Here is a 15,698-nt window from a genome sequence, read left to right as displayed (position 1 = left end):
GCCGGCCGCTCCGCGCGATATGTCGGGCCGCCGGTTTATTGCGCGGCCGCCGGGGTATAACGGGGCGCCGAACGATGCACGACGAGCCACGCGGCGAGCGCCGCGACCGCGATCAGCGGAATGCTCGCGCCGAGCAGCACCGTCGCGCCCTGGCCGATTGCGAGCAGTTGCCCGGCGATCAACGGTCCGAGAATCGAGCCGAGACGGCCGATCGCGACCGCCGCGCCGACGCCGGTGCCGCGCACTTCGGTCGGATACAGGCTGCTCGCGAGCGCATACAGCACCGACTGTCCGCCGACGAGGAACAGCCCCGCGAGCAATCCGCCCCATGCCATCGACGTGCCGCCGCTCGCGCTCAGCAACGCGCCGAGCGCGACCACGATGCCGACATACATGCCGACGACCGTGCGGCGCCGGCCCATCCGGTCCATCATGCCGGCGATCACGATCGCGCCGATGCCGCCGCCGAGGTTGAACATCATCTGCACGACGCCCGACTGCACGCGCGTCAGACCGCGCGTGAGCACCAGCGACGGCAGCCAGTTGATCAGGAAGTACAGCACGATCAGCGTGCCGAGATAGCTGATCCACAACGCGATCGTGGTGCCGGCGCGGCCTTCCTGCCACAACGCGCGCGACACGCTGGCCGACCCGTCGCGGCGCGAACCGCCGGACGCGCGCGTCGCGCGGGCCGCGACGAATTGCGACGACTCGCGCAGGAACAGCGCGAGCAGCGGCAGCACCAGCAACGGCCCGAAGCCGCCGACGTAGAAGATATGCCGCCAGCCGGCATCGCTCGGGCTAAGAATCCCGATCACCGCCGCCAGCGCCGCGCCGAACGGCATCCCGCAGTACATCGCGCCGACCGCGGTGTTGCGCTGATGCGGCGGCGCCGCTTCCGTGCACAGCGCGATCAGGTTCGGCATCGCCGCGCCGAGACCGAGGCCGGTCAGAAAGCGCGCGGCCAGCAGGCTGTTCAGATCCCACACGTGCGCGGTCGCGAGCGAGAAGATGCCGAACAGCGCAACCGACCACATCAGCACGCGCTTGCGCCCGAGCCGGTCGGCCAGACGTCCGCCGATCGCGGCGCCGGGCAACAGGCCGAAGGCGCCGATGCTGAATGCCCAGCCCATCTGCGCGACCGCCAGCTGAAACTCGCGCGCCATGCGCGGCGCCGCGAGGCCGGTCGATTGCAGGTCCAACCCTTCGAGCAGCGCGACGATCAGGCAGAGCCCGATCGTCAGCGCGCCGTTGGTGGGTGTTTGCGTCGTTTGCGTTGACTGCCGCATAAAAGTCTCCAGTGTTGTTTCAGCATCGCTCTGACGGCGATCTCGCTGCTTGAAAATGAACGCGGCACGCGCGGCACTTTCGGTGCCGGCGTGCCGCGTTCGGGATCATGAAGCCGAAGCTCCGTTGGCCTGCGCGCGCTTCAGATCGAGCGCGACGTCGACGATCATGTCTTCCTGGCCGCCGACCATCCGGCGCTTGCCGAGCTCGACCAGGATGTCCACGGTCTTCAGCCCGTATTTCTTCGCGGCCACTTCGGAATGGCGCAGGAAGCTCGAATACACGCCGGCATAACCGAGCGCGAGCGTTTCGCGATCGACCCGCACCGGGCGATCCTGCAACGGCCGCACGATGTCGTCGGCGGCGTCCATCAGCGTGTACAGATCGGTGCCGTGGTTCCAGCCCATCCGTTCGGCCGCGCCGATGAACACTTCGAGCGGCGCATTGCCGGCGCCGGCGCCCATTCCCGCGAGCGACGCGTCGATACGATCGCAGCCCTCTTCCACCGCGACGATCGAATTGGCGACGCCAAGCGACAGGTTGTGGTGCGCGTGCATGCCGGTTTGCGTTTCGGGCTTCAGCACCGCCTTGACCGCGCGGAAGCGGTCACGCACGTCGTTCATCGTCAGCGCGCCGCCGGAGTCGACCACGTAAATGCAGGTCGCGCCGTAGCTTTCCATCTTTTTCGCCTCGACCGCGAGGTTCTCCGGCGTGGTCATGTGGCTCATCATCAGAAAGCCGACCGTGTCCATGCCGAGTTCGCGCGCATATTCGATGTGCTGCTTCGAGATGTCCGCTTCGGTGCAATGCGTCGCGACGCGCACGATGCGCGCGCCCGCGTTGTACGCGGCCTTCAGATCGTGGATCGTGCCGATGCCGGGCAGCAGCAGCGTCGCGATCTGCGCGTGCTCGACCACGTCGGCGACCGCTTCGATCCACTCGAGGTCGCTATGCGCGCCGAAACCGTAGTTGAAGCTCGAACCTTGCAGACCGTCGCCATGCGCGACTTCGATGCTGTCCACCTTCGCTTTATCGAGCGCACGCGCGATGACCTGCACGTTCCGGATCGAGTACTGGTGACGAATGGCGTGGCTGCCGTCGCGCAGCGTCACGTCGGAGATATAGAGTTTCTTGTCCATGCGAATGTCTCCTGATGCCGTTAGGCCTGCACGAGCGCTTGCGCCATGCGCTCGGCGGTCGCGAGCGCGGCGGAAGTCATGATGTCGAGATTGCCTGCGTACGCGGGCAGATAGTGGGCGGCGCCTTCCACCTCGATGAACACCGAGGTTTTCAGGCCGCTGAATTTGCCGAGGCCCGGAATGTTCAAAGGCGCGCTCGCGCTGATTTCGTCGAACTGCACTTTCTGCTTCAGCCGATAGCCCGGCACGTACGCCTGCACCGCGGCGGCCATCTGTTCGATCGACGCTTCCACCTTCGCGCGATCGGCCAGTTCGGACAGCGTGTAGACGGTGTCGCGCATCATCACCGGCGGCTCGGCCGGGTTCAGGATGATGATCGCCTTGCCCTTCGCCGCGCCGCCGACCACTTCGATCGCCTTCGAGGTCGTTTCGGTGAACTCATCGATGTTCGCGCGGGTGCCGGGGCCGGCCGACTTGCTGCTGATCGACGCGACGATTTCCGCGTAATGCACCTTCGCGACGCGCGACACCGCCGCGACCATCGGGATCGTCGCCTGGCCGCCGCAGGTGACCATGTTCACGTTCAGCGCGTCGAGCTGCGCGTCGAGATTGACGACCGGCACGCAGTACGGACCAATCGCGGCCGGCGTCAGGTCGATCAGGCGGATGCCGGGCTTGCGCGCGCGCAGGAACGCGTCGTTCTTCACGTGCGCGCCGGCCGAGGTCGCGTCGAATACGAAGTCGATGTCGTCGAATACCGGCATACGCGTGAGGCCTTCGACGCCTTCGTGGGTGGTCGCGACGCCGAGCCGCGCGGCGCGCGCGAGACCGTCCGAATTCGGATCGATGCCGACCATCGCCGCGACTTCGAGATGCTTGCCGTGCCGCAGGATCTTGATCATCAGATCGGTGCCGATATTGCCCGAGCCGATGATCGCGGCCTTGAGTTTTTCGCTTGCCATTTGAGTCCTCAATCGAGTGAATGCGCTTGCCGGCGCGTGCTGCGAGTGCTTGCGCTATGCGGAGAAAGTCGCGCGGACGCTGCCGAGGCCGTCGATCTGCGCGCTGAAGGTGCCGGGCTGCTTGACCGCGACCATCGGCCCGAGCGCGCCGGTCATCAGCACGTCGCCGGCCCGCAGCGGGGTGCCGAGCCGGACCATCCGGTCCGCGAGCCACGCGGCGGCGTTCAGCGGATTGCCGAGACAGGCGGCGCCGTTGCCACGCGACAGTACTTCGGTCTCCTGCGAAAGCGTCATCGTGCAAGCGGTCAGATCCAGATCGCGCAGCAGCACCGGGCGGCTGCCGAGCACGAAGCGCGCGCTCGACGCGTTGTCCGCGACCGTATCGACGAAACGGATGTTCCAGCCTTCGATGCGGCTGTCCACCACTTCGATCGCCGCCACCGCATACGCGGTCGCGCGCAGCAGATCAGCGTAGGTATGGCGCTCGTGGATCAGATCGTGTTCGAGCACCAGCGCGATTTCGGCTTCGACCTTCGGCTGGATCAGCTCGCCGAGCGCAATCGGCTGACTGTCGCCGTAGGCCATCGACGCGAACAGCGCGCCGAAGTCCGGCTGAGCGACGCCGAGTTGGCGCTGCACGGCGGGCGAGGTCAAACCGATCTTGCGGCCGACAATCCGCTCGCCCGCGGCGACGCGCGCGGCCACGTTGGCCTGCTGGATCGCGTATGCGAGCTGTTCGGCGTCGGCCGGGTTCGACACGGCGGCGAAGCCCGGGTCGTCGCGCAACGGTGCGACGGTCTGACGGCTGTGTTCGGATTCGCGCAGGCGCACGGCCAGCGCTTCAATGGTGCTCTGATTGCTCATGACAGGTTCCTGATTCGGTCAGACGTTGGCGGCGACGGGACGCGCATGCATCGCGCCGAAGCCGGCGATCCATTCGGGGATCGGGCGGTAGTAATCGAGCGACGCGCGATACGGGCCGCTCGCGTTCAATGCGCCGAACGCGGCGACCCACGTGCGGATTTCGTGCGCCGACTTGCCGGCGTCGCGGGTAATCGTTTTGTCGGTCAAGCCGTCGAGCGCGGTCAACTCGCCGTCTTCGAGCAGCTTCAGGAACGCGCGGTCCCACTCGGGATTGAGCGGATGCAAATGGCTGTCGCCGCTCGCGAACGCGCGCGCCGCCGCAATCGTGCGGGCCTGGCGCGCGGCGCGCGATTCGGCTGACGGATTGCGGCCGGCGATCAAACGTTCGGCGACTTCGTCGGTCGCGCCGGCCAGTTCCGGCACCGGCGGTTCGTGCGAGATGCCGCCCGAACCGATCACCAGCACGCGCTTGTTCATCCGTGCGAGCGCGCGGCCCAGCGCATCGCCGAGCAGCCGCGCGCGGCGGCACGACGCCATCGGCGCGGCGACCGAGTTGATGAACACCGGCACGACCGGGTAGCGATCGAGGCCGCCCGTCAGCAGTTCGAGCGCCTGCGCGCAGCCGTGGTCGACCTGCATCCGGTACGACACCGCGACGTCGACGTCGCTCGCAAGCACCGCTTCGGCGAGTTCGAGCGCGGTATCGGCGGGCACGCTCAAAGGGCCGGCGAGACTCTTGAAGTCGCCGATCGCGCTCGCCGACGCGCCGATGCAGAACGGCGGCATCACGTCATAGAAGAAACCGTTGTAGTGGTCGGGCGCGAACACGACGACCAGTTCGGGATCGAATTCGACGACACGCGCGCGCGCCGCCGCGTGGATCCGCTCTACTTGCGCGACCACTTCCGGCGCGGGATCGTAATAGCCGGACAGCGGCGTGTGCGACAGACATTCGAGCAGCATCGGCATATCAGGCTCCGGCGGTTGCGGCGGTTGCGGCGGTTGCGGTCCTTGCGTTACCGGCAACGGTTGAGAAAGTGACGACGCCGTTATCGGCGGCTGCCGCTGCGTGGCTCGCAGCACCAGCGGCATTGCCCGCGTTCGCGCGCGTTGCCATCTCGAGGTGCAGCTTCGCCGCCAGTTCGACGATCGACTGCGACACCTGCTGCGGCGAACACACGCCCGCGACGAAACGATCCGGGCGCAACAGCACGACCGATTGCGGAATCCGCGTAAACCAGTCCTTCAGGCGCGTATTGACGTCGCCGATCGCGATCACGCCGGCAGGCACGTCGTCGTGGAAGACCAGTTGCGTGTCCGGCTTCGCAAGCACGAACACGCCACCCAGGCGCTCCCAGATCGCGCGCGCTTGCTCGCTCAGGCCGAAGGTCGGATCGGCGCCCCAGCCGAGAATCGCGAAGCGGTTACCGAGCACGTCGTCGAGTCGCACGACCTCGCCGCCGACCGTGCGCACGCGCGGCTGGATGAACATCCGGCCGACCGGCGAATGACAGTGCGGATCGCGACCATAGACGAGGCGGCCGAGCCGCGATTCGCGCTTCTCGCTCATCAGGCCGAACAGACGTCCCGGCGCCGAGTGCCCCGAACGTTCGAGCACGCGCGCGAGCCAGCCATGCTTGCGCGGCGTGCTCGCGAGCAGCACGACGCCGCTCTCGTAACGCGGCATCGGCTTGAAACGCATCTCGACGAAGTAGCGCTTGACCGCCGGGAACAGATTGAAGGTGCGCACGAATGCGTCGCGGAATTTGATGCCGAAGCGGCGGGTCGGCGCGAAGATGTCGCCCGCCACTTCCGACAGGTGGATCATCGAGCGCGCATGCGAACGACGCTCGGCGGTGTAGGAATCGAGCAGCGCGTCGCCGGCCAGACCCTTGACCACCATCGACAGCTTCCAGCCCAGATTGCTCGCGTCGCGAATGCCGCTGTTGTAGCCCTGGCCCTGCCACACCGGCATGATGTGCGCGGCGTCGCCGGCGAGCAGCACGCGGTTCACGCGGAAGCTGCTGGCCAGTCGCGCGTTGTGCGTATAGACGCGCTTGCGGATGTAGTCGACCTTGTCCGGCTCGGCGACCACCTTGCGGATCAGCGCGGCGAGGTTCTCCGGCTTCGACAGTTCCTCTTCGGTCTCGCCGGGCATCACCATGAATTCGAAGCGGCGGATCCCGTGCGGCAACGCGGCCGACACATACGGACGACGCGGATCGCAGTGCATGTACACGTGAGGCGAGCCGATCGGGTCGTTGCGCACGTCGACGACGATCCATTGATTCGGTTTGGTGCGGCCTTCGAACGGCACGTCGAGCGTGCGACGCACGAAGCTGTTGCCGCCGTCGGCGCCGACCATGTACGACGCGCGCACCGTGCGGCGCGCGCCGTTCACGTCCGCGGTTTCGATCGTGACGCCGCTGCCGTCCTGCGTGAACGACTCGACCGCGTGACCGAACAGCACCTCGACGTGCGCAAAGCGCGCGAGTCCTTCGTACAGCACGCGATCGGCGAGCGGTTGAATGAACGCGTTGCGGCGCGACCAGCCGAATTCGTCGGTGCGCGGCTCGATCGACGCGAAGCAATGACCGTTGCTCGTGACGAAGCGCATCCAGTGATCGGGGGTCGTGTGCGGCAGCAGCGCGTCGGCGAGACCGACCGCCTGGAACACGCGCAATGCTTCGTCATCCAGACCAATGGCGCGCGGGTAGTCGATGATCTTTTCGAGCTTTTCGATCAGCACGGCGCGCACGCCCTGCAGACCGAGGTAGTTGGCGATCATCAGACCGACCGGGCCGGCGCCGATAATCGCGACGTCGGTGGCGACGGTTGCGTTGGGAGCCTGGGAGGCAGTCGAATCGAGAGCTGTGGGCATGTTGTCTCCTAACTGGGTCGAGATAGTCAGGGAGCGCGCCGGCCGGCAACCGGCCGTGGCCGCGGCGAAAAAGCGCCTGCGGACAACAGCTTGCGTCTCCATGAGATCTTTGATTTGTTCGCAGTCTAGGACCGGCCCCGCGCCCGCTCAACAAAATCTCGAATTTGTGCATAGAATGCACACAGCTGATTCCATTGAGGTTTTAGGTGACCAAATACACAAATGTCAGAGGTTTGTCGCGTGGGCTGCAGGTGTTGCAGGCGCTCAATTCGATGGACAGCGGACGCGCGACCAGCCAGCAGATCGCCGAGCTGACCGGCCTGCACCGCACCACCGCGCGGCGCCTGCTCGAAACGCTGATGGAGGACGGCTTCGTGCGCCGCAGCGCATCGGACGACAGCTTCCGGCTCACGCTGAAGGTGCGCGCGCTGAGCGAAGGTTTTACGGATGACGAACGAATCGCGACGATCGCGCCGCCGGTGATGGGCCGGCTGCTGCAACGGGTCGCGTGGCCGTCGGATCTGACCACGCCCGACGGCGACTCGATGATCATCCGCGAGACCACGCACCGCTTCAGTCCGCTGTCGTTCCATCGCGCGATGGTCGGGCGGCGCCTGCCGATCCTGCTGACCGCGGCGGGCCGCGCGTACTTCGCGATGTGCTCCGATACCGAACGCGAGGACATTCTCGATCTGCTGCGCGCGGGCACCGGCGGCGAAGAGCAGAAGGCGCTCGCGTCGAACGACGCGTTGATCCGCAATCTGGTGCGGCGGGTCCGCGCTGACGGCTTCGGTTCGAATCACGGCGACTGGCAGGATCAGGGGAAGATCGGCGCGGTCGCTGTTGCAATCGTGTTCGAGGAACGCGTGCTCGCGAGCCTGAATGTGGTGTTTCTCTCGCGAGCGGTGTCGCTTGCCGAGGCGAAGCGGCGCTATGTGCCGGAGTTGCAGACCGCCGCGCGCGAGATGGTCGCGGAGCTGGAAGCGGAGCCGGCGGGCGGCAAAGGTGCGGGAAAAGCGGTGGCGGCTGTTTCCACACGCGTGCGGCGTTCGTGAGCGGTGGGGTGAGCGGCGCAGTAAGCCGACGCAGTGAGAGGCGGGGAGAGCGGTGGCCGAGCGGCACCGTAAGCGGTGCCATAAGGCAATTTCGCGATTTATGCGAGTTGGCTAGAAGCCGTTACGACAGGGCCGGACGTTACGTAGCACGGCGCGGAACAACGCGCGGACACAGTCTGCTAAACAGGCGTTTTTGCGATTTAGATTGCTTGTTTGACTTACTTATTCGGTGAATATTCTTACCAATCTTCAACTTAAAAGATTAATTACGTTTGGCGCATAACTTGCATTGCTGGCCTCCACCAATAGTCGTTCAACGAGGACATCATGCAAAAATTCGCCGGTCGCACAGCCATCGCTCTCGCGACCTCCACACTGCTCGCTCTGTACGGCTGCGGCTCGACTCTCAAAACTCCCAGCACCGGCGGCAGCGCGCTGTCGGGAATCGGGTCGTCGGGTAGTTCGGGGGCTTCGTCTTCTTCGTCGGGGGCTTCGTCTTCTTCGTCGGGGTCTTCGGGGTCTTCCGGGTCGTCGGGGTCTTCCGGTTCCTCTGGGTCTTCCGGTTCCTCTGGGTCTTCCGGGTCCCCTGGTTCTTCGTCGTCGGGTTCTTCTTCGTCGGGTTCTTCTTCGTCGGGTACTTCTTCGTCGGGTACCTCTTCGTCGGGCACTTCTTCGTCCGGTACTTCTTCGTCCGGTACTTCTTCGTCCGGTAGTTCTTCTTCGGGCTCGTCGTCCGGTAGCTCTTCTTCGGGCTCTTCGTCCGGTAGCTCTTCTTCGGGCTCTTCGTCCGGCACCACCTCCTCCACTCCGCTCGGCAACGTCGCCACGCAAGCGAGCAACCTGGTCACCGCGGTCGGCACGACCGTCGCCGACACCGGCAGTCAGGTGTCCGGAACAAAGGTCCCCGGCGTCAACGGCTCGACGACCGGCAACCTCGGCGGGGCGATCACCGATCTCGGCAACGGCGTGAAGACGCTCGGCGAAGGCGCCGCGACCGGCCTCGGCACGCTCGGCAGCTCGACCAATCCGCTCGGCCCGACGCTCACGTCGACCTCGGGCGTCGTCGAGGACGCGGGCGCCGCGGTCAAGTCGGTTGGCGGCGTCGTCACGAGCCTCGGCGGCGGCGCGCTGAAGCCGCTCGCGCCGGTCACGACGCCGGTCGGCGGTCTCGTCGACGGCGTGGGCAGCGGCGTGATCGCGGTCGGCTCCGGTGTGAACAAGGTGCTGTCGAGCGAGCCGGTCCAGCAGGTCGAAACGCAACTGAGCACGGTGATCAACCCGATCACGACCGCGGTCTCCGACACCACCCAGACGCTCGGCAACGCGACCGGCCTCGGCGCGCCGCTCGACAAGCTGCTCAGCACCATCGGCAACGGCGTGAGTGCGGCCGGCACGAAGGTCGCCGATTCGACCGGCAACCAGCTCGGCAAGGACGTCGGCGGCATCGTCAGCCAGTTGGGCAACACCGTCACCAGCACGGGCGGCCTGCTGACCGGCTCGACCACCAATCCGCTCGCCCCGCTCACAGGCCTGCTGAGCGGACTCAGCGGTTCCAGCAGCTCGGGCGGGTCGGGCAGCAACGGCGGCGGCAACGCCGGCATCGGCGGGATTTCGCTGTCCTCACTCACCGGCCTGCTCGGCAATCCCGGTTCGCTCGGCGGCCTCGCCGGTTCGAGCGGTTCGGGCAACTCCGGCGGCAGCCACGGCACGACCGGCATTGGCGGACTCGGCGGCCTGCTGCAGCCGGTCACCGGCCTGCTCACCCAGGTAGGCTCGCTCGCCGGCACGTCGGGCAGCGGCAACCCCGTCGGTTCAGTGACGACGCTCGTCAGCTCGCTGACCGTCAGCGTGACCGGCACCGTCAGCGCCAGCGCCGGCGCGACCACGACGACCGCGACGACCACGTCTCGAGGCGGCACCTCGGGCGGCACCGGCAGCACCGCCGGCACCGCGACCAACCCGTTGACCGGTCTGCTCGGCGGTTTGACGGCCAGCTCGTCGTCGAGTGGCTCGGGCAGCGGCACGTCCGGTAGCAAGGGGCTGCTTGCACCGGTGACGAGTCTGGTGGGCGGCCTGCTCGGCGGCGCCCCGACCGGCAAGTAACACGCGGACAAGCGCGACTACGCCTGAACAGGCGCCCGCGGGCGCTATTTCCGCACGGCGGCCGGGCCTTAAAAAATCAATAGCCCGGCCGCTTTCTATGTCATGACGACGAGGCTGACATGAACTCCACTGTGCAAACCGCCGCCCGCGTCGAGGACACCCGTCCGCGTTCGGCGACGCCTTTTTCGATCGGCCTGCTCGGCATCGCCGCGGGACTGTTGACGCTCTGGCTGGTGCGCGACAGCGCGACGATCGACGGCGCGACCCGCAGCACGCTCGCTTGTCTCGCGATCATCGCGACGATTGCGCTCTACGAACTGTTCGTCGCGCGCGTCCATCTGCGCCCGAGCGCCGGTCTCACGAGCCGCGCGGTACGGCCGCTGAGCGTGACGCGCGTCGCGCAACGACTCGTTGCGCTCACCTCGATCTACGCGGGCATCGGCCTGATTTACTGGCTGCTGCCCGAGTATCACGGCGCGTTCTACGAGCCGTTCTGGACCATGCTGCGCACGCTCGCGCCGTACGTGATCGTCGCTGCGCCGTTCTATTTCGCGTGGATGGACCGGCATCAGCGCGACACCGACGATTCCTACCTGGTGCTCGCGCGCCTGCTGTTGCGCGGCCAGCGCCCCGCCGACTGGCGGCCCGTGCGCGAGTTACTGGCGGGCTGGATGGTCAAGGCATTTTTCCTGCCGCTGATGAGCGTGTATCTGTCGACCAATGCGGAGCATCTGAACGCATCGCTGACGAGCGCGCTGAACGCACCGTTTTCGCTGGCAACGTACCGCTTCATGTACGACCTTGCGTTCTCGATGGATCTGATGTTCGCCACCGTTGGTTATCTGTGCACGTTCCGCCTGCTCGACAGCCACGTGCGCAGCGCGGAGCCGACCACGCTCGGCTGGCTGGTGGCGATCGTCTGTTATCAACCGTTCTGGTCGCTGATCTCGAGCCAGTACATCCGCTATGAAGGTTCGGTGTTCTGGGACAACTGGCTGATCGGCTTCCCGGCACTGCGCATCGCGTGGGGTTGCGCGATCGTCGCGTTGCTGCTGTGTTATGCGGCGGCGACCATTTCATTCGGCCTGCGTTTTTCCAATCTGACCAATCGCGGGATTATTACTTCGGGACCCTATCGATTTACCAAGCATCCCGCCTATCTCGCGAAGAATTCCGCGTACTGGCTGATCTCGGTGCCGTTCATCGAGCCGCTTGGGTGGAAGATCGCGGTCATGCATTGCGCGGGACTGGTGTTCGTCAATCTGCTTTATTTCGTGCGGGCCAGAACCGAAGAGCGGCATTTGATGAACGATCCGGAGTATCGCGCTTACGCGGAGTGGATTTCCAGAAATGGAGTGATGGCGAAACTGGCGCGAGTTCTTTGAATGAACCTTTCGATTGAAAGGCGAATTGACCATTACCAAAACTTTGACTAACATGCGCCGGGGCGCAATATTTACCGACGACCGAGGATTTGACGAACAATTCATGCAAAGCCGCCGATGTTAGAAATTCCACTCTCCGACGCCGACTGGGCGAAAGTCGAGAGTCTATTCCCAGAGCTTCATGCTCCGCGTGGTCGTCCACGCCGCAGCGACCGTGAAATCCTCAATGCGATCCTGTGGCAGCGGCAGCACAAAGAAAAGTGGCACCGGCTCCCTGCCACCTTTCCCCCGCAACAGACCTGTTATCTGCGCTATACGATGTGGAAAAATACCGGGGTTTTGCAGCGCGTGGACGAACTGCTGAACGTCGATCAGACAGGCGTTTGAATTCAGGAAGATCCGCGCGTCGCTGTTGTCATCGAGCTAAACGCCAACAGTTCGTCGACGCTCGATAAATCAAGAAAACCGCCGCGCAGTCGCGCGGCGGCCGAATAAAACACTCGAACGATCACGCGGCCAGCCTATGCCGTCATCGCATCGGCATCGCCACTCTCAAAAGCGCGTCCGGATACCCGTCGTCAATTCGAGCTGATTCTTCGCGCCATACGTCGTGGCAACCACATAACCGTTGTGCAGCTTCATGTAATCGCCCGCCACGTAAACTTCGGTGCGCTTCGACAGGTGATAGAACATCGATGCGTACAAGGTCTCCTTGTAGCCGCTCCCGGTGCCGCCGTCGGGATTGAACGCGAGGTTCGCATTGGCGGTACCGCCATTGTCGGCGAATGCGGCATTCGATGCGTGCATCTGCTGGTAGCCGATCGCGTAATCGAACGGCCCCTTCGGCGACAGTTTGAGCGACAGGGTCCACGCATTGTCATGACGTTGACCCAGCGCCCCCTGATCACCGGAATAATGGAAGTAACCGGCGTTCACCCGCACGATGCTGTACGTGTAGTTACCGCCGATCGAATACGCCTGGTTCGTGAAGCCGCCGTTGTTCACGTGGTTATAGAACGCGGACACGTTGAACGGACCGCCGTTGTAGCCTAGCGCACCGGTATAGGTCGCATCGGTGCCGAAGCTCGTGTGGTTGCCGAACGCGTAACCCGCCGCGGCATACACACCGTTCGAGAACAGCTTCTTCCACACCACGCTGTTTTCATAACGGGTGCCGGTCGCACTGCCCGCGTAGAAAATCAGTTGCTTGAAGTTATTCGCATTCGTCCAGCCACCCTCTTCGGTCGTCAGCCTGGCGCTGCCGTAGGGATCGCCGTAAATCGCGGCGGCGTCGCGGGCAACGGTGTTCTGGAAACCGGCCGTGACCTTGCCGAACGTATCGCTTTCGAAACCGACCCACGCATCGCGGTCGAAGAGCTGGCCCGGGTCTTCCATCCCGCCGTCGCTCACTCTGAATTCCGCTTCAAGCCGGAAAATCGCCTTCAATCCGCCGCCGAGATCTTCGGCCCCTTTCATACCGAAGCGGCTGCCGCTGAACCACGGCTCTCCGTTGATCCCCATCGAAATCACGTGCTTGCCGTCGGCATTCGCATTGGTCTGATACGAGACCGCGCTGAGATCGAGCAAGCCATAAAGCTGCACGCTCGATTGCGCGTGCGCGCTGCCCATTGCCACCGCACCGGTGCCAGCCGCCAGCAACAACCTCGTCTTTTTGTTCATCGTCCCCTCCGCTCCTGCTGTGTTGAATTGATCCGACCTTCGTTTGCGCGCTTGAATCGCGACGCCAAGAATAGTCAGGTCAATCCTTCACGGCTCTTTCGCGTCGCCGCGTGAGGCGTCGGTGAAAACACCAGAAGACGGGGGGCTGTTTTACGACTTCAGGTCACCTCGCGGCGAATGCCTCGCACGATTGTTCCTCGCGCAGAATGTAGCCAAGGCCGCGCAACGTCATGATCTTCGCGCTCGAAGCCGCCAGATGCTTGCGCAGACGGTGGATATAGATATCGATCGCATCGGCACTCTGCTCTTCTTCGAGCGTAAATACCTTATCCATCAGTGTCGCTTTCGACACCGTCTTTCCCTGCCTGAGAATCAGCGCTTCGAGAATCGCATGCTCGCGCCGCCGCAGCGGCAGACGCTCGTTTTGCAGCACGAATTCGCGCGAATCGAACAGATAGCGCAGGTCGCCGCATTCGCTCGCCTGTCCGCTCTCGCCCGCTGCCTGGCGGCGAATCAGTGCCTTGATACGCGCGACCAGTTCGCGCGCGTCGAAAGGCTTGACGACATAGTCGTCGGCGCCGCACGAAAAGCAGGCAACCTTGTCGTCGGTCGAGCCGTTCGCGGTCAGCATCAGCACAGGCACGTTATCGCGCTTGCGACGCAGGCGCGCGAGCAACTCCTTGCCGCTCATACCGGGTAGACGCAAATCCAGCAACACCGCCTCATAGCATTGCAAGCCCAGCAGCGTCTCCGCGCATTCGCCGTTCTGCGCCCAGTCAACCGAGAATTGCTCGACCTGCATCAGGTTCATCACCCAGCGCGCCAGATCGGCGTCGTCTTCCACGAGCAGAAGCTTCATCGTTCTTCACTCCTTTTGCTGACCGCGCAGCGCATCGGCCCAGTCATCGAGTTGTCCCATCCACAAACGCATCGCGACCGCTACGACCAGACCGGCGCCGCCCTCGCCCGGTCCGAGCGACACGGTCCCACCCTGCCGGTGCGCGATCTCGCGCACGATCGGTAAACCGAGTCCTGTTCCGTCCGCATGATTCGAGCCACGATAGAAGCGCTCGAACACGCGTTCCCGCGCTTCGGCGCTGAGTCCCGGTCCATTGTCGATCACGCGAACGATCGCCATCTCGTCACGGCGCTGCGTTTGTACGGTGACGCGGCCGCCCGCCTGCGTGTAGCGCAACGCGTTATCGACGAGATTGGTGACCAGCGCCGCGCTCAGCGCTTCGTCGCCGCGCACATACAGGCCGTCTTCGAGCTCTGCGCCCAGATCGATGTCGCGCGCCTGCGCGAACGCGATCAGTTCTTCGAGTACTCCGGCGATCAGCGCCGACAGATCGATACGCTCGCCCGCATCGGACGGCGCGGCCGACTCGGCCTGCGCGAGCAGCAGTAATTTGTTGGTCAGCGTGGTCAGTTTGCGACTGCTCTTATGCATCCCCGCGAGCGCTTCGGCCAGCGGCAAGTCGCGGTTATCGCGCTGCCGCGCGAACTGGATCTGTGCGAGCAATAACGCCAGCGGCGTACGCAACTGGTGCGCGGCGTCGGAAATGAATTGCCGTTGGGTCGCGGCCTGCTGACCCATGCGCGCAATACACTGATTGATCGCATCGACGATCGGCCGCAATTCGACATGCAGCCGCGCGACGCGAATCGGTTCGAGCTGCAACGCGTTGCGATCGGCAACGTCGTCTTTCACTTTCATTAACGGCAGCAGTTCGAAGGTCAGGCCGAGATAGACGAACACCACCGCCAGCACCAGCGTCAGTACTTCGCTCGACAACTGCGGACGCAACAGGCGCCACAGCATCGCATCGCGTGAACCTTCGGTCTTCGCCACGGCGACGATCACTTCTTCGTTGCGGCCGGAATCGTATAACTGGCGAACGTACGCGACCGCACGCGCGGAACGGCCGTCGTCGAGGTGAGTCGCGTAAAGCGTCGGGCTGTCGCTCAGATGCGCCGGCAACGGCAGATCCGGTGTACCCGCCAGCAGACGATGGCCGCTGGCCTCGACCCGGTAGAACACGCTGTCCTGTTCAGGCGATTCGAACAGTTCCAGCGCCGCCGGCGGGACCTGAATCGATACCGATCCATTGTCCCAGTCGATATCCTCGCCGATGATGCGCATCGACGACTGCAACGCATTGTCCTGCACGAGATCGGCGGTGGCCTGCGCGAAGTGAAACGAAATCGCCCCTGAAATGGAGACGAACGCGGCGAGCGGCAATAGCAGCCACCACAACAAGCGTCCCCGCAAACTGCCTGAAAACACGATGCGAAAATCCTGGTGTCGTTGAGGCGCGAGGCCGTGAAAGAAAACGTGCCGG

At 64.6% G+C, this 15,698-nt stretch carries 14 protein-coding genes; 4 read left to right on the top strand and 10 right to left on the bottom strand.

The genetic code is table 11. The annotated features are described in order from the left end of the window. Positions 1 to 35 precede the first annotated feature (35 nt). The 6 genes from mhpT to LJ656_RS09260 all read right to left on the bottom strand — a co-directional run bounded on the left by mhpT (position 36) and on the right by LJ656_RS09260 (position 7,133). Positions 36 to 1,289: a 3-(3-hydroxy-phenyl)propionate transporter MhpT gene (mhpT, locus tag LJ656_RS09285; protein WP_230508989.1), complete on the bottom strand. Its 1,254-nt coding sequence runs from the start codon at positions 1,287 to 1,289 to the stop codon at positions 36 to 38. Between the two features lie 105 nt (positions 1,290 to 1,394). Continuing rightward, positions 1,395 to 2,426, bottom strand: a complete 1,032-nt coding sequence (dmpG, locus tag LJ656_RS09280) for a 4-hydroxy-2-oxovalerate aldolase (protein ID WP_230508988.1) — start codon at positions 2,424 to 2,426, stop codon at positions 1,395 to 1,397. A 20-nt stretch (positions 2,427 to 2,446) separates the two neighbouring features. Next, complete coding sequence (locus LJ656_RS09275) at positions 2,447 to 3,388, bottom strand: acetaldehyde dehydrogenase (acetylating) (RefSeq protein WP_230508987.1); 942 nt, start codon at positions 3,386 to 3,388, stop codon at positions 2,447 to 2,449. Positions 3,389 to 3,442: 54 nt separating this feature from the next. Continuing rightward, positions 3,443 to 4,252: a 2-keto-4-pentenoate hydratase gene (locus LJ656_RS09270; protein ID WP_230508986.1), complete on the bottom strand. Its 810-nt coding sequence runs from the start codon at positions 4,250 to 4,252 to the stop codon at positions 3,443 to 3,445. A gap of 18 nt (positions 4,253 to 4,270) precedes the next feature. After that, positions 4,271 to 5,221 (bottom strand): 3-carboxyethylcatechol 2,3-dioxygenase, encoded by a 951-nt coding sequence (locus LJ656_RS09265; protein ID WP_230508985.1) that lies wholly within the window; start codon positions 5,219 to 5,221, stop codon positions 4,271 to 4,273. Between the two features lies 1 nt (position 5,222). Beyond that, positions 5,223 to 7,133 carry a bifunctional 3-(3-hydroxy-phenyl)propionate/3-hydroxycinnamic acid hydroxylase gene (locus tag LJ656_RS09260; protein ID WP_230508984.1) on the bottom strand — a complete coding sequence of 637 codons (1,911 nt, stop codon included), beginning with the start codon at positions 7,131 to 7,133 and terminating at the stop codon, positions 5,223 to 5,225. Positions 7,134 to 7,339: 206 nt separating this feature from the next. On the opposite strand from LJ656_RS09260, the gene LJ656_RS09255 reads away from it, so the two are divergent. After that, complete coding sequence (locus tag LJ656_RS09255) at positions 7,340 to 8,188, top strand: DNA-binding transcriptional regulator (RefSeq protein ID WP_230508983.1); 849 nt, start codon at positions 7,340 to 7,342, stop codon at positions 8,186 to 8,188. 266 nt (positions 8,189 to 8,454) lie between these two features. On the opposite strand, the gene LJ656_RS34960 is transcribed toward LJ656_RS09255, so the two are convergent. Next, entirely contained in the window at positions 8,455 to 9,063 is a 609-nt protein-coding gene (locus LJ656_RS34960; protein ID WP_329958842.1) for a hypothetical protein, read from the bottom strand. A 10-nt stretch (positions 9,064 to 9,073) separates the two neighbouring features. Between LJ656_RS34960 and LJ656_RS09250 the strand changes: the two genes are divergently transcribed. The 3 genes from LJ656_RS09250 to LJ656_RS09240 all read left to right on the top strand — a co-directional run bounded on the left by LJ656_RS09250 (position 9,074) and on the right by LJ656_RS09240 (position 12,063). Beyond that, complete coding sequence (locus LJ656_RS09250) at positions 9,074 to 10,291, top strand: collagen-like triple helix repeat-containing protein (protein ID WP_329958841.1); 1,218 nt, start codon at positions 9,074 to 9,076, stop codon at positions 10,289 to 10,291. A gap of 119 nt (positions 10,292 to 10,410) precedes the next feature. Then, positions 10,411 to 11,676 carry a methyltransferase family protein gene (locus LJ656_RS09245; RefSeq protein ID WP_230508981.1) on the top strand — a complete coding sequence of 422 codons (1,266 nt, stop codon included), beginning with the start codon at positions 10,411 to 10,413 and terminating at the stop codon, positions 11,674 to 11,676. 117 nt (positions 11,677 to 11,793) lie between these two features. Next, the gene (locus LJ656_RS09240; RefSeq protein WP_230508980.1) at positions 11,794 to 12,063 is read left to right on the top strand and encodes a transposase; all 270 of its coding nucleotides are present in this window, start codon (positions 11,794 to 11,796) and stop codon (positions 12,061 to 12,063) included. A gap of 165 nt (positions 12,064 to 12,228) precedes the next feature. Here the strand turns inward: LJ656_RS09240 and LJ656_RS09235 are convergent, their stop codons facing one another. The 3 genes from LJ656_RS09235 to LJ656_RS09225 all read right to left on the bottom strand — a co-directional run bounded on the left by LJ656_RS09235 (position 12,229) and on the right by LJ656_RS09225 (position 15,643). Further along, positions 12,229 to 13,356, bottom strand: coding sequence for a porin (locus LJ656_RS09235; RefSeq protein ID WP_230508979.1), 1,128 nt, complete (start codon positions 13,354 to 13,356; stop codon positions 12,229 to 12,231). 163 nt (positions 13,357 to 13,519) lie between these two features. Beyond that, the gene (locus LJ656_RS09230; protein ID WP_230508978.1) at positions 13,520 to 14,215 is read right to left on the bottom strand and encodes a response regulator; all 696 of its coding nucleotides are present in this window, start codon (positions 14,213 to 14,215) and stop codon (positions 13,520 to 13,522) included. A gap of 6 nt (positions 14,216 to 14,221) precedes the next feature. Further along, positions 14,222 to 15,643, bottom strand: a complete 1,422-nt coding sequence (locus LJ656_RS09225; RefSeq protein WP_230508977.1) for a sensor histidine kinase — start codon at positions 15,641 to 15,643, stop codon at positions 14,222 to 14,224. Positions 15,644 to 15,698 lie beyond the last annotated feature (55 nt).

This window comes from Paraburkholderia sejongensis, assembly GCF_020880815.1.
Taxonomy (GTDB): domain Bacteria; phylum Pseudomonadota; class Gammaproteobacteria; order Burkholderiales; family Burkholderiaceae; genus Paraburkholderia; species Paraburkholderia sejongensis.
This window is presented reverse-complemented; position numbering and strand designations above follow the sequence as displayed.